Annotated in this window: 15 protein-coding genes; 7 read left to right on the top strand and 8 right to left on the bottom strand. The window is 70.5% G+C overall.

Annotated features, from left to right (window positions below):
• Window positions 1-17: 17 nt before the first annotated feature.
• The gene (locus FQ137_RS06920) at window positions 18-1,517 is read right to left on the bottom strand and encodes a WS/DGAT domain-containing protein (RefSeq protein ID WP_149291741.1); all 1,500 of its coding nucleotides are present in this window, start codon (window positions 1,515-1,517) and stop codon (window positions 18-20) included.
• A 268-nt stretch (window positions 1,518-1,785) separates the two neighbouring features.
• Entirely contained in the window at window positions 1,786-2,889 is a 1,104-nt protein-coding gene (locus FQ137_RS06915; RefSeq protein WP_149291740.1) for an o-succinylbenzoate synthase, read from the bottom strand.
• Between the two features lie 23 nt (window positions 2,890-2,912).
• On the opposite strand from FQ137_RS06915, the gene FQ137_RS06910 reads away from it, so the two are divergent.
• From FQ137_RS06910 to FQ137_RS06900, 3 genes are read left to right on the top strand one after another with little or no spacing between them, the layout of a single operon-like run.
• Window positions 2,913-3,899 carry a 1,4-dihydroxy-2-naphthoyl-CoA synthase gene (locus tag FQ137_RS06910; protein ID WP_149291739.1) on the top strand — a complete coding sequence of 329 codons (987 nt, stop codon included), beginning with the start codon at window positions 2,913-2,915 and terminating at the stop codon, window positions 3,897-3,899.
• 20 nt (window positions 3,900-3,919) lie between these two features.
• The gene (gene menE / locus FQ137_RS06905; RefSeq protein WP_149291738.1) at window positions 3,920-5,107 is read left to right on the top strand and encodes an o-succinylbenzoate--CoA ligase; all 1,188 of its coding nucleotides are present in this window, start codon (window positions 3,920-3,922) and stop codon (window positions 5,105-5,107) included.
• Window positions 5,104-6,042, top strand: a complete 939-nt coding sequence (locus FQ137_RS06900; protein ID WP_149291737.1) for a 1,4-dihydroxy-2-naphthoate polyprenyltransferase — start codon at window positions 5,104-5,106, stop codon at window positions 6,040-6,042. Before menE ends, FQ137_RS06900 begins: the two co-directional genes overlap by 4 nt.
• A 72-nt stretch (window positions 6,043-6,114) precedes the next feature.
• Here FQ137_RS06900 and FQ137_RS15365 read toward each other — a convergent pair whose 3' ends face one another.
• From FQ137_RS15365 to FQ137_RS06885, 4 genes are all read right to left on the bottom strand, one after another.
• Window positions 6,115-6,720, bottom strand: coding sequence for a hypothetical protein (locus tag FQ137_RS15365; RefSeq protein ID WP_188064993.1), 606 nt, complete (start codon window positions 6,718-6,720; stop codon window positions 6,115-6,117).
• 150 nt (window positions 6,721-6,870) lie between these two features.
• Window positions 6,871-8,196 (bottom strand): hypothetical protein, encoded by a 1,326-nt coding sequence (locus FQ137_RS06895; RefSeq protein ID WP_149291736.1) that lies wholly within the window; start codon window positions 8,194-8,196, stop codon window positions 6,871-6,873.
• 299 nt (window positions 8,197-8,495) lie between these two features.
• The gene (locus FQ137_RS06890; RefSeq protein ID WP_149291735.1) at window positions 8,496-9,194 is read right to left on the bottom strand and encodes a hypothetical protein; all 699 of its coding nucleotides are present in this window, start codon (window positions 9,192-9,194) and stop codon (window positions 8,496-8,498) included.
• Between the two features lie 132 nt (window positions 9,195-9,326).
• Window positions 9,327-10,376, bottom strand: a complete 1,050-nt coding sequence (locus FQ137_RS06885) for a hypothetical protein (protein WP_149291734.1) — start codon at window positions 10,374-10,376, stop codon at window positions 9,327-9,329.
• Between the two features lie 158 nt (window positions 10,377-10,534).
• On the opposite strand from FQ137_RS06885, the gene FQ137_RS06880 reads away from it, so the two are divergent.
• From FQ137_RS06880 to FQ137_RS06870, 3 genes are all read left to right on the top strand, one after another.
• Window positions 10,535-11,290, top strand: coding sequence for an ABC transporter ATP-binding protein (locus tag FQ137_RS06880; protein WP_149291733.1), 756 nt, complete (start codon window positions 10,535-10,537; stop codon window positions 11,288-11,290).
• Entirely contained in the window at window positions 11,287-13,890 is a 2,604-nt protein-coding gene (locus tag FQ137_RS06875) for an ABC transporter permease (protein ID WP_149291732.1), read from the top strand. Before FQ137_RS06880 ends, FQ137_RS06875 begins: the two co-directional genes overlap by 4 nt.
• A 94-nt stretch (window positions 13,891-13,984) precedes the next feature.
• Complete coding sequence (locus tag FQ137_RS06870; RefSeq protein ID WP_149291731.1) at window positions 13,985-14,854, top strand: hypothetical protein; 870 nt, start codon at window positions 13,985-13,987, stop codon at window positions 14,852-14,854.
• 21 nt (window positions 14,855-14,875) lie between these two features.
• Here the strand turns inward: FQ137_RS06870 and FQ137_RS06865 are convergent, their stop codons facing one another.
• The gene (locus FQ137_RS06865; RefSeq protein WP_188064820.1) at window positions 14,876-15,238 is read right to left on the bottom strand and encodes a DUF4229 domain-containing protein; all 363 of its coding nucleotides are present in this window, start codon (window positions 15,236-15,238) and stop codon (window positions 14,876-14,878) included.
• A gap of 39 nt (window positions 15,239-15,277) precedes the next feature.
• Here FQ137_RS06865 and FQ137_RS15360 point away from each other — a divergent pair, with 39 nt between their 5' ends.
• Window positions 15,278-15,439, top strand: a complete 162-nt coding sequence (locus tag FQ137_RS15360; RefSeq protein ID WP_165001057.1) for a hypothetical protein — start codon at window positions 15,278-15,280, stop codon at window positions 15,437-15,439.
• A gap of 61 nt (window positions 15,440-15,500) precedes the next feature.
• Here the strand turns inward: FQ137_RS15360 and FQ137_RS06860 are convergent, their stop codons facing one another.
• Window positions 15,501-16,025 (bottom strand): protein-tyrosine-phosphatase, encoded by a 525-nt coding sequence (locus tag FQ137_RS06860; RefSeq protein ID WP_149291730.1) that lies wholly within the window; start codon window positions 16,023-16,025, stop codon window positions 15,501-15,503.
• Between the last annotated feature and the right edge of the window lie 64 nt (window positions 16,026-16,089).

Here is a 16,089-nt window from a genome sequence, read left to right as displayed (position 1 = left end):
GTTCAGGCGTGGTCCGCTCAGGTTTGGTCGTCCCAGCCATCGAAGGTGGCGAAATGCGCCTCGATCCGGCGCGCGACCTCGCCGGGGTCGGGAATGAGTTCGGCGTCGGTCGCGATCCCCACAGTGACGACGCCGTCGTAGCTGAATATGCAGATCCCCAGTGCCTGGTTGCCGCTCATCGGCACCCAGCCCAGCATGCCGTCGACCGTGACTCCGCCCAGGGAGACCGGCCCGACGGGCCCCGGGACGGAGGTGAGTTGGCCGACCGTCTTGTTGGCGAACAGGTCGATCGCCGCGTGGGCGATCGGGTCGGGTGCCGCGGCCACCGTGAGGATCGTCGCGAAGGTCACGTGCGGTTCGAGCGAGTACCGTACCCGCGTCATGGACGTGGTGATGGCGTCCAGTAGTTCTTCCGCGTCCTCGATGCCCAGCGGCAGTCGCATGAGCACCAGCGTGATGTGGTTGCCCAGCTCCCCCGATTCCTCCTGCCCGCCTGACCCCACCGAGACCGGCACCATCAGGTTGATGTCCGAGACGCGACGGTCGCCATGGGCGTCGAGATATTCGGTAAGAGCCTTGGACACCGCGGCGATCATCACGGAGGTCACAGTGCTGTCGTGCGCCTGTGCGACCCGCTTCACCGCCGCCAAGTCGAGGCCCGAGACCCACGAGACCTTCTTGCGGCGGCGGGCCTTCCCACTCCACGGCAACGCGGGCGACCGCGGCTCGAACAGCAGGCGGAAAACCGAGCGATACGTGTTCATGGTGACGTTGGTGGGACTGATGCCCTCGGTCAGGGACTCGACGGCCCGGGTCGGCACCCGCGAGAGTTCGCGTCCCGGCGCCAGTACATCCCTGGTCAGCCGACTCAGTGTTCTGGGCAGTCTCAGCGCCGAGCCCGTCAGCCCCCGAGCGATTCCGAACGAGTCCTTGACCACCCCGGCCCCCACCCCGGGGACGGCACCGACCGCGCCGAGGATCCCGCTCGACCCGGCCGACAGGTCGCGACCGACCTTGGGCAGCGGCGCATCGTCCTCGCGATCGCACAGGTCCAGAACGAGTTCGGTGAGCCGGATGCCGTCGACCACCCCGTGTTGGACACAGAACAGGAGCAGCGCGCCCTCCTCCTCCGCCCCGTCACTGTGATAGCCCTCGATGAACTCGACGCGCCACAGCGGACGATCGTCCGGCAGTGACACCCCCATCTGCTCGGCGACGTGCTCCTCCGCCTCGGCACGTCCACCGGGTGCGGGTAGGCGGCGGCGGGCGATGTGGTTCGTAAGGTCGAAGTCGGGGTCGTCGACCCAATACCAGTGTCGACCCCGACGCTTCGGTACCCGGCGGAATACCGGGAAGGGCTGGACCATCCTGGACTCAATCGCCTCGGCAACGGCATCCCAGTCGGGAATACGCGAGAACCACATCAGCGAGTTGATGTACATGAGGTTGTCAGGGCGGTCCATGCGTAGCCACAGCTGATCCCGAAGCGGGATCCTCGCCCCGTCCGTCGCCGCCATCGCCCCACCCCTCGCTCACTGACCACCTGCGCGATCAGGTTAGAACAACGTGGACATCCGGCACGAGGCAATGACCGCAACCGGCTGGACGGACCCGGGTACTTACGAGTTGGCACACGACGGTGTGGTGACCGCGACCGTCCTCAGCGATTTGCCGACCGGCAGACACAACGGGCACATACACGCGTAACCGCTGCAAACGCTGAGATTATTTCGCGCGCGTATGCAGTGATTGCGCGCTGTTGGGGGGCGTGCGGCTGCCGACGGTTCAAAGGAGGTCGTGACAGCGCCGGATCCGGTCCAGCCACCAGTCACGCCGATCGCCGACCGCGCGCAGACTCTCCAACCGCGCCGGGTCCGGGGTCACCGGGCGAACCGGGAGATGGCCGTCCTCCAGAGCGAATGTGCCCGGTTCGACCACGTCCTCGACGAAGAACCCGCCGGTGCCCAGTCCGGCGGCGGGGATCTCGTCGTCGTATCCGTCGCCGGACGCACCGCACCCTCCGGCCCCGACCCCACCGGGGAGAGCCGCAGCAGCGGCGACCCCCGCAGCCACCCCCACCGCCGTGTCGAGCGCGCTGGACACCGTGACCGGCACCCCCAGCTCGGCGGCCACGGCCAGCAGTCGCCGCGGCCCGCCCAGCGGCGCGACTTTGACCACCGCCCGGTCGGCGCCACCCGCCCGCACGACGCGCAGGGGATCCTCCGCGCGGCGGATGGACTCGTCAGCCGCCACGTCCACCACCACGCCGTCGGCGGCCAGGCGGGCCCGCAGCTGCACCAGCTCGTCGACGCTGGCGCAGGGCTGCTCGGCGTATTCCAGCCCCGGCCCGTCCAGTGACACCGGGCCGGTGCCGGGCGCACGACTGGCATCTGCGGCGCGTACCGCCTGGTCCAGTACCCGGATCGCGTGGGCGGCTTCGGCGACCGACCACGCCCCGTTGGCGTCCACCCGCACGCGGGCGCCCGGCCTGGCCTGGAGGACGGCGGCAACGCGGGCGACGTCGTCGACGAGGTGCTGGCCCCTCTCTGCCACCTTGACCTTGACCGTCATACATCCCGGGAACCGATCGAGGACGTCCGCGACCTCACCAGCCGCGACCGCCGGCACCGTGGCGTTGACCGCAACCCGCGTCCGCCGGGGCGCCGGCGGCCCCTGCCACGCCATCTCCAGCGCCGAGGCGAGCCAGGGTGCGGCCTCGGGATCGTCGTATTCGGGGAACGGTCCGAACTCGCCCCACCCCGCCGGGCCCTCGACCAGCGCGACCTCGCGCTCGGTGATGCCGCGAAATCGCACCCGCATCGGCAACGCCACCACACGCACACGGGCGAGCAGATCGTCGATCGACTCGGGGCCCGGTACGGATGTCATAGCACCACGCTAACGTCGAACCCATGACTGAGCAGACCGCCGCAGCACGGGACCAGGCCGCCAACCCCTTCGATCCGTCGCAGTGGCGGGAGGTGGAGGGCTTCCGGAGCGGCGTCGACCTGACGGACCTGACCTACCACCGGCACGTCGGCGAGGGCCGGGTCAACGGGATCGTGCGGATCGCGTTCGACCGACCCGAGGTGCGCAACGCGTTCCGCCCACACACCGTGGACGAGCTGTACCGGGTGTTCGACCACGCGCGCCGCTCCCCGGACGTGGGCACCATCCTGTTCACCGGCAACGGACCCAGCTCCAAGGACGGCGGCTGGGCGTTCTGCTCGGGGGGCGACCAGCGCATCCGCGGCCGGTCCGGGTACCAGTACTCGACCGAGCACGACTCGGACGTCGCCGGCGCCACGGCCGACAAGGTCGATGAGGCGCGGGTAAAGGCCGAGGGCGGTCGGCTGCACATCCTCGAGGTGCAGCGGCTCATCCGCACCATGCCCAAGGTGGTGATTTGCCTGGTGAGCGGGTGGGCCGCCGGCGGAGGACACTCGCTGCACGTGGTGAGCGATCTGACGCTGGCCTCCCGCGAACACGCCCGGTTCAAGCAGACCGACGCCGACGTCGGCTCCTTCGACGCCGGCTACGGCAGCGCCTATCTGGCCAAGCAGGTGGGCCAGAAATTCGCGCGCGAGATCTTTTTCCTGGGCGAGGCGTACACGGCCGAGGAGATGTTCCAGATGGGCGCGGTCAACAGGGTGGTGGACCACGCTGACCTGGAGAACACCGCGATCGAGTGGGCGCGCAAGATCAACGGCAAGTCGCCCACCGCGCAGCGGATGCTCAAGTTCGCGTTCAACCTCACCGACGACGGGCTCATGGGACAGCAGGTCTTCGCCGGCGAGGCCACGCGGCTGGCGTACATGACCGACGAAGCCGTCGAAGGGCGGGACGCTTTCCTGGAGAAGCGCGAGCCCAACTGGGACGACTACCCCTACTACTACTGACGATCAAGGACTGCACGGCGATGGCCGATTCCCGCGAACTGCGCACCTTGACCGTGCCCGGTGGTCCGGCGGTCGCCGAGGTGTTTCCAGCGCTGGAGGAGATGCTCGCCGACCGCGGGCCTGCTCTCCTCCCGGTCCCGGCCGACGATCCGGCGCGCACGCGCGTCCTCACTGACAGCCAGCGCCCCGGTGACCTGATCGACGACCGCGCCGTGTTGGTGGTGAGCACGTCCGGGTCGACCGGGACGCCCAAGGGGGCGATGCTCTCGGCCGCCGCGCTGGCCGCCTCCGCCGCGGCGACCGACACCGTCCTGGGCGGCCCGGGCCGCTGGCTGCTCGCCCTGCCCGCCCACCATATCGCCGGCGTGCAGGTGATCCTTCGATCGTTGCGCGCCGGGAATGAGCCCCTCGTGATGGACGTGACGCGCGGGTTCGACCCCGCCGAGCTGCCCGATGCGGTCGCCGCGTGCCGCACGGGTACGGCGTCCCGCGCGTACACCTCCCTGATCCCGAGCCAGCTCACCAAGGTGCTCGATGAGGGCTCGTCCGATGCGGTCGCGGCGCTCGCTGATCTCGACGCCGTACTGCTCGGCGGGGCCGCGGCCGCACCGCAGCTGCTCGCCCGCGCCGCCGACGCCGGTATCCGCGTGGTCCGGACGTACGGCATGAGCGAGACCGCGGGTGGATGTGTGTACGACGGCCGCCCGCTCCCCGGGGCACGGATCGAGGTCGACGACGACGAGGGCCGCGTCTGGCTGGCCGGCCCGCAGCTCGCACTGGGGTACCGGAATGCACCTGACCATCCCGCGTTCGCCCGGTCGGGATGGTTCCGCACCGACGATGCGGGGCAGCTCGGCCCCGATGGCAGACTGCAGATCCTCGGCAGGCTCGACGAGGCGTTGAGCGTCGGTGGGCTCACGCTTCTCCCGCAAGCCGTGGAGGACGTACTCCGACAGCATTCGGCGGTGGTCGATGTCGTCGTCGTCGGGATCCCGGACGACCGTCTCGGTTCCCGGCCCGTCGCGGCCGTGACACTGCGATCCACCGCGTCTGCGGACGAGCTGCGTGAACATGTGACCGCATCGCTGGGAGGACACTCCGCCCCGGCCGCCATCGCCGTTCTGGAGCGGTTCCCCAAGCTGCCGGGCGGCAAAGTTGACCGACGCGCAGTCGCCTCAAGGTTCGTCGATGGGACAATCGGGCCATGAGCCGCGAGACCGATCCCGCCACTGACTCCTACGGCACCCACACCGCCGAGCCCGGGGGCGCCACTCTCTCCCACTGGCTCGAGGGCGCACGCCCCAGGACCTGGCCCAATGCGTTCGCACCGGTGCTGGTCGGCTCGGCGGCAGCAGCGCTCGGGGGCGGGTTCGTGTGGTGGCAGGCGCTGCTGGCGTTGGTGGTGGCGTGGTCGTTCATCGTGGGCGTCAACTACGCGAACGACTACTCCGACGGCATCCGTGGCACTGACGACGACCGCGTCGGCCCACTGCGGCTGGTGGGTTCCGGGCTGGCTCGGCCTGCGGCGGTGAAGCGGGCGGCGTTCGGGTTCCTCGGCCTCGGTGGGCTCGCCGGGCTGGTGCTTAGTGCGACGTCGGCGCCGTGGCTGATCCTGGTGGGAGTGGCGTGCATCCTCGCCGCCTGGTTCTACACGGGGGGCAGGGCCCCATACGGGTATCGCGGGCTCGGCGAGGTGGCGGTGTTCGTGTTCTTCGGCCTGGTTGCGGTGATCGGCACGCAGTTCACTCAGCTCGGGTCTGTGACCTGGTACGCGGTGGTCGCAGCCGTCGCGGTGGGCAGCTTCTCGTGCGCAGTGAACCTCACCAACAACCTGCGCGACATCCCCTCGGACACGGAGTCGGGCAAGATCACGTTGGCCGTGCGCCTGGGCGACTCCAACACCCGCGGCCTGCATGCGGTACTGGAACTGCTGGTGCCGCTGCTGGCGACGCTGGCGCTGATCCCGGCGACGCCCTGGGCTCTCCTGGGACTGCTGGCGCTGCCAGGGGCGTGGAAGGCGAACGGCCCTGTGCGGGCACGCGCCACCGGCGCTGGGCTCATCCCCGCGCTCGGACTGGCCGGCATGGCGATGCTGGCCTGGAGTGTGCTGGTCAGCGTCGGCTTCGTGATCGCCGCGCTCTAACGTCCGGATAAGAGAAGACGGCGGCCGCCTCCCTCAATGTCAGGAGACGGCCGCCGTCAGACGTCGCACGGACTACTTTCCGAGCGAGCCCTCGGGAACCGCGGTCCAGGCGGACTGGATGCCGTCATTGATGGCCAGCGCCGCACCCTTGAGTGCGTCCTTGACCTCGTTCGGCACGGGCAGGGCGTCGATGTCGGCGATGTTGATCGTGCCCGGCGCCGGCTGCGCCACGGGCGCGGGAGCCGGGGCGGGTGCGGGTGCGGGTGCGGGTGCGGGTGCCGGAGCGGGCGCAGCACCGCCGCCGGTGACGGTGACCGTGGTCGACTCGGTACGGACCGGAACCCCAAAAATGTAGGCGGTCGCGACCGGCTTGTAGACGCCCGCGACTGTGGGCGTGCCCCGGATCGCGGTGGTGGCCGGGTCGTAGGTCAACCCGGGCGGCAAGCCCTGGAATTGGATCGAGGCGCCCGGCGGCGGAGTGACGTAGTCGCTGACCCGCCGCTCCATGTACTCACCGACCCGCAGCGTCAGCGACGGCAGTGCGGCGGGCGCGACGTCTGTCGCCTCGACGACCACGGGCGCGTGGTGGGGCGCCTCAGCCTGTCCTGAGGCGGCCCCGACCGCGGCCATGGCGGCGAGTGCTACAGCGGAAGCGGTGACAGGACGGGAGATACGCATGCAGGCCTTTCGACGGTTACCGCCGCGAGATCGCGACCGTTTCACCGTATCCCACGGATACACCACACCCCGGGGCCGTCTCACCAAGTGAGACGGCCCCGGGGTGGAGGTGGTCACCGGCGACCTGTGCGGCCGCCGGGAGTCTGCAGGTCAGCCGCGTCCGTTGGCCACGGTCGGACCGGGGGCCTGGACCGTGCTCGGGGCGCCGGCGGCCACTGTCGGGGCGACCGACCCGGACGAGCCACCGTTGCCGGTGTCGCTCGACCCGCCGGTGGTGGTGCCACCCGTGGTGGTCGAGCCGGGAAGGGCCGGCAGGATCGCGGTGGAACCCGGCATGGAGGAGCCTCCGTTCAGCGCGAGGCTGAGCCCTGCGATTCCCAGGAGGGCGGCGCCGGTCAGTGCCAGCCCGGGGGCCAGGGCACCGAGGGAGCCGGTGTCCGCAGGGAAGGACGACCCGGGGACGGTGATCTCGCCACCGCCGGTGAGGTCCCCACCAGCGCCGGTTTCGACACCGGTCTGGGTCCCGCCGGTGGTGGTGGAACCGGTGGTCCCGGTGTCGCCGCCGGGGGTCGAGCCGGTCTGGGCCTCTGAATCGATCAGGGAGCCGAGCGGGGCCAGCGGGCCCAGGCTCTGCGTGTCCAGGCCGCCGGTGGCCTCACCGGTCGCCTCGCCGCCGCCGGTGGAGCCGGTGGTCCCGAGGGAGCCGTTGTCCGGGTTGTCGGGGTTACTGGGGTTCTCGGTGTCCAGGACGTCTGGAGTTTCCGGGGCGCCGTTCGACAGGCTGCCGAGGCCGAGCTCACCGTTGGTCACGCTCCCGAGCGGACCGGTCGGAGCTGCCGGGCTGTCCTGGTCCTCGGGGGTGACCCCACCCTGACCTGTCGAGCCGGCGGCGAATTCGGCCGCCGAGCCAGCGTCGCCACCGAGGGCGGTCACGATGCTGGACACGGCGCCGAGGATCGCATCCGTGCCGTCGGAGCCCGTGGTGAGCTGGCCACCGGCCTTGGCCTCGCCACCGGCCCGGGCCTCGCCGTCGACGCCGAGCGTCGCGTCACCCGTGGCCCCGCTCGGGGCGGAGCCGTCAGTGTTGTTGACCGTCAGTGTGACGGGGATAGTGATGACTCCCCCGATGCCCCGCCCGGTCACCTGAATGGTGTACACGCCCGGAGTGGTGACGGTGCCGGAGACGCCGCCATTGCCGTCGTACGTCAGCCCATCCGGGAGCCCGGTGACGTCCTCCACGACGAACCCAGCCGACTGGCTGGACTGGACCAGGGTCCCGGCGTCGAAGGAGAACTCCGCCCCGGCGTTGAAAGACGGCCCAGCCACGGCGACTGTCTGGATCTCACTACGGACGGTCGGCGCGTCGGGAGTGGCGACGACGACGCCACCCACGAGCGCGACAGCGGCAGCGGCTGCGACGGGGGCGACAAGGCGACCCCGGGCGATACGACGAGGACGGGCGAGGCGAGCACGCATCGGCTGGTTCCTTCCGGAGGGGTTCAGATCGCTCACTCCTCGGAACGGGAGCGCAGACCATTACAGAAGTCACTCTAACCACTTGCACATCCACTGTCTACTTCTGTCACATAAGTCACTTCATTCCCGTTAGTCACAGTGGTAACACACCCCTCGGGGTATTTATGTGCACGTAGAGGCTTGCTTAACGAGCGCTCGAACGCAGCCCGGCCACGGGTCGGCGTGCAGAAGTAGACACGGGACACGTGTGCGGCCCGGCCCCTGATGGGGACCGGGCCGCGGGCGAGCGGGAGACGGGGTCAGGCGCCAGGCACCGGGACCGAGGTCGCCAACGGAGGGTCATCGGCACCCACCTCGGTGGCGCCATCCTCGCTATCGATACCGGCCCCTCCCCGGGAGGAACCGTCGGCGGAGGCCTCGGACGACGCGGCGGTCGAACTGTCCGCACTGGAGCTGCCGGTGACCGCGCCGGTGATGGTGGTGACCGGAGTGCCGTCACCGTCGACGATGACCGTGACCGGCGGCACGACCATCTCGCCACCGAAGATCGAGGTGCACAGACCCTCGCTGAGCGAGCCGGCCGCTCCGATGAGGGCCGATCCACGCCCCCCTCCCGTGACGACGTCGAGCAGGTTCGGGAAGGAATCCAGCGCCGAGGTGATGAGATCGAACACGCCGGTGGGCACGCCGTCTACCCCGAACAGCGGGTAGAACTTGGCGACCGAGCCGCCGAGCGCGGGCAGCTCGCACACCTCGTCGGTCTCGGGGGCCAGGTCGCCGAGGCTCGTGTCGTCTGCCCTGGTGGAATCGAGACCGCCGAGCGAGCCGTCGTCGACGGAGCCCGACAGACTGCCGAGCGCAGGACTGTCCGCCCCGGAAGTGGAAGCGGCGGCGGTGGTGGCGACTCCCTCGTCCTGAGCACTGACGACCGGGACGGACAGGGCGACCAGCGCTAGTGCGGCGGCGGCGGAGGAGGTGACGACTTTACGGGTGAGCATGTGTGGTTAACCCTCTTCGACGGCGACGGACGTGATCGAGCCACCCGCCCCATCGGGCCGCCTGACGTCGACAGGGGGACTCTATCGCGGCGACCCGCGCCCGGGGCCGTCTTGCCCCGGACACCGCGGAGGCTACTGACCGAGGCTGCCTGCACCCGTCGTGAGCAGTCCCAGGAGGGCGGCGGGACCGCCGTCGAGAGCAGCTGCACCCGTGGTCGCCCCGCCGGGGGCAGTCGCGTTCCCACCCGGGGCCGCGGGCGTGGTGCCCTTGTCCGTGGTCGCGGCGCCGCCGGCGGTGCCGCCTCCGGCCGGGCCACCGAGCAGCGACGGGGAGATCGTGCACAGGAGCTTGCCGGCCGAACCGAGGTCCTCGACCGATCCCCCCTCCCCGAGCACGGAGGGGAGCAGGTTGACGACCGTGTTGATGAGGACCATCGCGAGGCCCGACGACTCGGACTCGTCACCGCCGACCAGCATCGGCAACAACTGCGCCAGGGAGGCGCCGTCCATCTGCCCGTCCCCGAGGGCCGCACACAGGTCCGGGGTTGCGCCGACCTCGGCGCCGTCTTCGGTCGCGCCTCCGCCCTCGGTTCCGACACCCTCGCCGGCTCCGAGGGTGTCAGCCTCGGTCGTCATGGTGCCGGGCCTCGCAGACAGCGTGGGCTCGGACTGTGCCGTCGTGGCGGTAGTGGGGTTCGTCGTGGTGGTAGAGGGGCTCGCGGTAGTGGCGGAGGGGTTCGTCGTCGCTTCCTCCGGTTCGACCGCGCCGTCGGTGACGGTGATGGCGACCTTCTCCGACCGCGAGACCCCCGAGTTGGAGACGGTGACGAGTACCTCGTACTCGCCGGCCCGGGTGGGTGTGCCGGAGATGATCCACCCGTCCTGGGTGAGGCCGTCGGGCAGCCCGGTCACCTGCACCGTCGTGCCGGCCGGGATGGTGCCGCCAGCGGCCTGGGCGACGACGGGTTCGAGGTCGAGGTTGATGGCGGTGCCCAGCGGGAGCTCCTGCGGGCCGGCCTGATCGGCAGCGTTCTGGGCCAGGCGGATATCGCCGGCGTCGAGTGCGGAGGGCGCGTTGACGGCCGCAACGGTGCCGCCGACGACGGCGAGTGCGGCCAGGGCTCCCCCCACGGCGAGCGAGCGGGAACGGGGGGCGGTGCGGTGCGAGCGTCGCTGGATCATGAAGTCACCTTGTCGTCCGAGATCTGGGCACGACCGGGTCCATCCCAGTCACACATGCACCATACGTCACTCCAGTCGCACCAGTCACAGATCTGTGCCGTGTCGGATGAGGAACCTACACTCACCTCCGGACTCCACGCCGCGACGGAAGGACCCCCGTGACCCCACCCCCCGAGATTGCGATCCGGGCCCACGACCTACGCAAGACCTACTCGCACGGACGCGTGCAGGTGCGCGCGCTAGATGGCGTGGACGTGGCGATCGACAAAGGGCGCTGGACCGCGGTAATGGGTCCGTCCGGCAGCGGCAAATCCACCCTCATGCACTGCCTGGCCGGACTGGACACCCCCGACCACGGCACGGTGACGATCGGCTCGACCGAGATCACCCGCCTGGGCGACGCCGGGCGGACCCGGCTTCGACGCACCCGCGTGGGTTTCGTGTTCCAGTCCTTCAATCTCGTCCCGGCGCTCTCGGTCCGCGAGAACATCGTGCTGCCGGTACGGATGGCGTTCCGCCGCCCGAATCGGGCGCGCCTCGACTCCCTGGTCGGCGAGCTTGGGATCGGGGACCTGCTCAAGCGACGCCCCCACGAACTGTCCGGTGGCCAGCAGCAGCGCGTGGCCATCGCCCGAGCCCTGTTGCCGCGGCCGGACGTGGTGTTCGCCGACGAGCCGACCGGCAACCTCGACTCCGAGTCCGGCGAGACCGTACTGGGACTGCTCGGAGCGTGCGTCCGCGAGGCCGGCCAGACGGTCGTCATGATCACCCACGACGCCCACGCCGCCGCGCATACCGACACGGTGTTGGTGCTGGCGGACGGACGGATCGCCGACGAGGTCACCTCCCCCACGCCCGAGGCCGTCCACGCCGCCATGCGCTCGCTCACCGGCCGCCGGCCGGCCACCACGTGAGCCCCCACCTGGTGCTGGGCCAGCTGCGCGCGCACGCCGGTCGCTACCTGGGCACCGTCCTGGCGATCGCCGTGGCGGTCGGTTTCGTCCTGGCCTCGGTGGGCGTCCTGCGCACCATGACGGCCAGCGCTGACGCGACCTTCGGTATGCGGTACGCCGACACCGACGTGCTCGTACAGAACCTCGGCGACCGCACCTCCGCCGGCAGCGACGCCGCGCGCGAGGAGGCCGCCGAGGCCCAGCGGCTCGGCCTCGAGACCATCGCCGCCACCCCGGGCGTGCGGGCCGCGACCGTGGACGCGCAGACCTACGTGCGGGTCCGCGTGGAGGGACGCGCGCAACAGGTGACGACGTCGACGACGCTCGCCTCCGACGAGGGCCTGCGCTGGCAGCCGTTGTCCGAGGGGCGGGTCCCCGCGACTCCCGGAGAGGTGGCGATCCGAAGTGACGCCGATCTTCCGTTGGGCGCGACGTTCGAGGTGCAGCCGACCGGCGAGGGCGATCCCGCCGTGGTCACGGTGGTGGGACTGTTCGACCTCTCGGGGCAGCCGGACATGAAGTCGTCGTTCCCGCTCTACACCGTCGACGAGCAGGTCCAGCAGTGGGCGCCGAACGGGGCGGCCGGGGACATCAGGGTGGCCGGGGACGGCACCGTGCCGGACGAGGCGTTGGCGGCGGAGATCGAGCAACGCCTGGGCGGAATCCCCGGCACGTCCGCAGTCGAGGTTTCCACGGGTGCGGCGGAGGCTGACGCGCTCGCGGAGGCGTTCATCGGCAGCCGCGACGTCTACAGCCGGGCGCTGCTGGCGTTCACGATATTGGCAGTGGCGGTGGCCGCCCTGGTGATTGGTACGACCTTCGCGGTGGTGTTCGCCGCTCGCGTACGGGAGACCGCACTGCTGCGCTGCCTGGGCGCCTCACGGCTGCAGCTGCGACTATCCGGAATGGCCGAGGCCCTGCTCGTGGGCACACTGGCCACCGCGGTCGGTTTGATACTGGGCCGCGCTGCAGTCTCGCTGGCGGCCCAGGAGGCACCCAGACTCGGTGTGACGATCCCCCTGCAGGAGGTGAGCGTCCCCGGCTCCGCCTTCCTCCTCGCCGCCGCGGTGGGTGTCGGAGTCACTCTCGCCACCGCCATTCCCTCGCTGTGGCGGGCCACCTCCGGCAGTCCACTGGCGGCGTTGCGCCCGGCGGATGTGCGGCCCGACCCGTGGTGGCTGCGACTCGCGATGGTCGCGGTGGGCGGCGCGGTGGCGATGTTCGGCTGGCATTCCATGTCCGCGGCGGTGGCTGCGCGTGACGTCGTCGAGGCCGGAGCGTGGGGCGTCCTCGCCTTCTTGGGGGTGCTGGCCGTGGCTGCTGGGGCCCTGCCGACCCTGCTCGGGGCGCTCGGCAGTGTCGTGGGAGTGTTGCTCGGTCCGGTCGGTCTGATCGGCGCGCGGAACACGGCGCGTAGCCCGCGGCGCACCGCCGCCACCTCGGCGGCCGTGGTGGTGGGCGTGACGCTGACCTCGACGATGGTGACCGGGATCGCCCTGCTGGGACCGGCGATCCAGGCGCGGCTCGTCGACAGGGTCCCGCTGGACATCGCTGTCACCGCCCCCGGCGGCGACCTTCTGCCCGAGAACCTACCGAGGACGTTGGCGGAGCTGCCAGGCGTAATTGAGTCATCGGTCGTGACGGACATGTATGCCGAAGATCCGCAGGGCAAACGAACGGTCCTGCGGGTGGCCGAGCCGGAGCGGATCGGCAACGTGATGCGCCGCGAGGTCGTCCTGCCAGGCCCCGGGGAGATAGTGCTCCCCGAGTCCTCCCCTGTCGCCGCCCGAGCCCGCGACGGCGACACCGTCCGGTTCACTTTCTTCTCCGACGACGACGCCCGCGACTTGGTAGTGCGTCGGACCAGCGACCAGTGGGCGCTGGCCGCACCCGGAAGCGTGCCCGCTTGGCCCGTGGCACAGTTGCCGGACGGTTCGCCGTGGCCAGATGAGGTAGAGTTGCCTGCCCGGTTCGTACCCCGCACCGAGATGTGGCTGCGCATGGACGATTCCCTGGACCACGAGCAACTCGAGGCGGCGCTGCAGGGCGTGCGCTCCGCCGTGGTCGAGGCCGCCCCCGACCTGGCGGTGACTGAGAGCTTCGCCTCCCGCGAACAGATCGCCACCTCGGTCCGGACCGTGCTCACCTCCAGCTCACTCCTACTCGCGGTGGCGGTCGCGCTCGCGCTGGTGGGGGTCGCCAACACACTCACTCTGGCGGTTCGCGAACGGACTCGGGAGATTGCACTGCTCCGCGGAGTGGGCGTCACTCGTACTGGTGTGTGGCTCATGCTCGTCCTTGAGACCTTGCTGGTGGCGGCCTGCGCCGCGGCCCTCGGCGTGGCCTTGGGGGCGGCCTTCGGTACGGCCGGAGCGACCGCCCTGGCCGGGGCCGGAACAGGGCTGGGCAGCGGTGTGTTCAGCGGCCTCACCGGGATCGGTAACGAGGGCGTGCCAGTCGTCGATCTGGTGAAGGTGGGGGTCGGAGGTGTTCTCGCGGCGGTCGTCGCCGCTGCGGTCGCCGCTCTCGGCGCAGTCCGATCCCGTGTCGGCACGGGGTGACACAGTCCGCCCTCGAGCCGTCGTCCGCTCGTGAGAATGCTTAAACTCCGCCCGACCGGTAGCCATCCTTTGACAGAACTGAGACACTATCGTTATGCGAAATCGGGTTCTCTTTGCCGTCAGCGCAACAGCGCTGGTGGCCGCGTCGTGCGCGCAGCCGGACCCACAGGTGCTCTCCGAGGCGCCGCTCTCTGTTACGGCGTCGGAGATTGCGTCACCGGCCGCCACCACGGAACGTGACGAGCAACCCGGGCGGTTCATCGCACGTTGTGCAACCGAGGCCGACGGGGGGACCCCGGGCCTGACCATCTTCACCGATGGGTCGCGGAACGTCACCGATCACTGCCTGAGCAGGTACTACATCGGCGTCCAACCGGCCCCCGGGGCGCTGTACGTGCCCGACGAGGAGGCCGGAACCTACGCGCCGCCCAGCACCGTCACGCCCGGCGGAACCACGAGCGAGAAGTGGACGCCGGCCCAGCCGCGGACCGACATCGGGTTCGACGATGACCGCGACATGCTCGACGAGGGAGAATCGACCGCGCAGCCGGACGATCCAGAGACCTCTGCCCCTGGCACGGAGAACCCGGTCACCCCGGTGACCTCGCCGGATGAGGCCTCACCCACCACGCCGCCGGTCACGAGCCCCGGCGGAACCGAGCCGACCACCCCCGGCACGACTACCCCCGGAGCCACCACCCCGGGGACGACGACCCCCGGCGCCACGGCGCCCGGCGACGACGGCCCCGCGGGGCCCGAATCGTCCGAACCAACCGCGGTACCTACGGTCACCGAGGCGCCGCAGGTCCAGCAGCCGGGTCCGCTGACATCAGTGCTGTCCACCAGTCCGTCCGCCGGGTTGGGAACTGCAGGACCGGAGGCCCCTATCGGGGGCGAGGCCTCCGTCAGGTTCCCCGCGTTCCGCTGGCCGGGGTCGTTCTGGCCGGGCGGCCCGCAGAACTGACCGCCCGGGCGGTCGGTCGTCTCAGGCCTCGTTCATCCGCCGACGGAGATCGTCGCGCTTCTCGCGGCGCCCGGCGTCGACTGCAGCAATATCAGAGTTGATCTCTGCTCGCATCCGGCTGAACAGCACCATCGACAGTGGCAGCGCGATCAGCACGGCGATAATCGCAGCGACCAGCACGGGCACCTGCACCCCCGCTAGATTGCCGACCCCGATGATGAGCAGGGTCAACGCAACCACTAGCAGGAGGCGGACAATCGTGTAGAAGACCATGTTGCGGGCCAGTCGCGCGCCAGGCGAGGACACCTCCGGGGTGCTTGCCGGGGTGGCCACCGGGTCGGCTGCCCCGTCGGCGGGGTGTGTTGACTCGTCTCGCTCGCTCATGGTCCCCAGGATACGTATCGTGGTGGGAAGGAGGTTCGAGTGATCTGGCTCTTTGCACTCATCGGAGTGGTGACCGTGGCGATCCTGCTGTGGCGGGCCTTCGGGCCCGGCTCACGACCGGCTCCCCCGCGCGTGATCGCCCCCGACGACGATCCGGAATTCCTACGGGATCTGGATCGCCGTAAACCGCTGGACCCCTGACGCCTCTGGTGCACGGGTCCCGGCAGAGCCCTGGCCGCTCGGCCACGCCGTGACTACCTGCTCAACCGCGGCCCAACAGGCGGACGATGGAGTCCACCGCATCGCTGATCTGCGCTCCGGTCCGGTCGAACACCTCGGGGTCCCGACCGATCGGATCCTCCACGTCGAGCGCGGGATCGTCAGTGGTGATGCTCAACCTCGCCCGAGCCAGACCCTCCACCGTGACGGTCTCGTCGGCATCTGCGAGGCGGGCTGCCTCGAGGATCGTGTAGGTCTTCTTCCAGAGCATCGGCGCCAGTTCCTGCACGGCGTCGCGATGTGCGCGCGTCGCGGTGAGCACGAGGTCGCGTCCGCTCAGCAGCCGGGCGGTGAGCAGTCGCGAGGCGAAGCCGCCCCCGTCCCCCCCGTAGCCCCGTAGCACCCGCCGGGTCTCGCGGTGGATCTCCATGCCATTGGCCGCCCGCGTCCCGGCAGAGTCGACCACCACGTCCAGCCCGACCGCCGCGGCGCGTATGGCGAGGAGACGTTCGGCCAACGGCGAGCGGCACATGTTGCCCGTACATACCGTCATCACCGAGATCGTCATGTCGCCGATCCTAGTGGGCGCTATCCGCCGCCTGCACCCACGCGTCTGCCCCAGCCCGGGCGGG

The organism is Dietzia sp. ANT_WB102, from assembly GCF_008369165.1.
Lineage (GTDB): Bacteria > Actinomycetota > Actinomycetes > Mycobacteriales > Mycobacteriaceae > Dietzia.
This window is presented reverse-complemented; position numbering and strand designations above follow the sequence as displayed.

Bases quoted from the DNA above. Each gene is read 5' to 3' on its own strand.
- FQ137_RS06900 (WP_149291737.1), top strand. From the start codon at position 5,104: ATGAGCCGCGAGACCGATCCCGCCACTGACTCCTACGGCACCCACACC.
- menE (WP_149291738.1), top strand. From the start codon at position 3,920: ATGGCCGATTCCCGCGAACTGCGCACCTTGACCGTGCCCGGTGGTCCG.
- FQ137_RS06910 (WP_149291739.1), top strand. From the start codon at position 2,913: ATGACTGAGCAGACCGCCGCAGCACGGGACCAGGCCGCCAACCCCTTC.
- FQ137_RS06870 (WP_149291731.1), top strand. From the start codon at position 13,985: ATGCGAAATCGGGTTCTCTTTGCCGTCAGCGCAACAGCGCTGGTGGCC.
- FQ137_RS06865 (WP_188064820.1), bottom strand. From the start codon at position 15,238: ATGAGCGAGCGAGACGAGTCAACACACCCCGCCGACGGGGCAGCCGAC.
- FQ137_RS15365 (WP_188064993.1), bottom strand. From the start codon at position 6,720: ATGCGTATCTCCCGTCCTGTCACCGCTTCCGCTGTAGCACTCGCCGCC.
- FQ137_RS06890 (WP_149291735.1), bottom strand. From the start codon at position 9,194: ATGCTCACCCGTAAAGTCGTCACCTCCTCCGCCGCCGCCGCACTAGCG.
- FQ137_RS06920 (WP_149291741.1), bottom strand. From the start codon at position 1,517: ATGGCGGCGACGGACGGGGCGAGGATCCCGCTTCGGGATCAGCTGTGG.
- FQ137_RS06895 (WP_149291736.1), bottom strand. From the start codon at position 8,196: ATGCGTGCTCGCCTCGCCCGTCCTCGTCGTATCGCCCGGGGTCGCCTT.
- FQ137_RS06915 (WP_149291740.1), bottom strand. From the start codon at position 2,889: ATGACATCCGTACCGGGCCCCGAGTCGATCGACGATCTGCTCGCCCGT.
- FQ137_RS06860 (WP_149291730.1), bottom strand. From the start codon at position 16,025: ATGACGATCTCGGTGATGACGGTATGTACGGGCAACATGTGCCGCTCG.
- FQ137_RS06885 (WP_149291734.1), bottom strand. From the start codon at position 10,376: ATGATCCAGCGACGCTCGCACCGCACCGCCCCCCGTTCCCGCTCGCTC.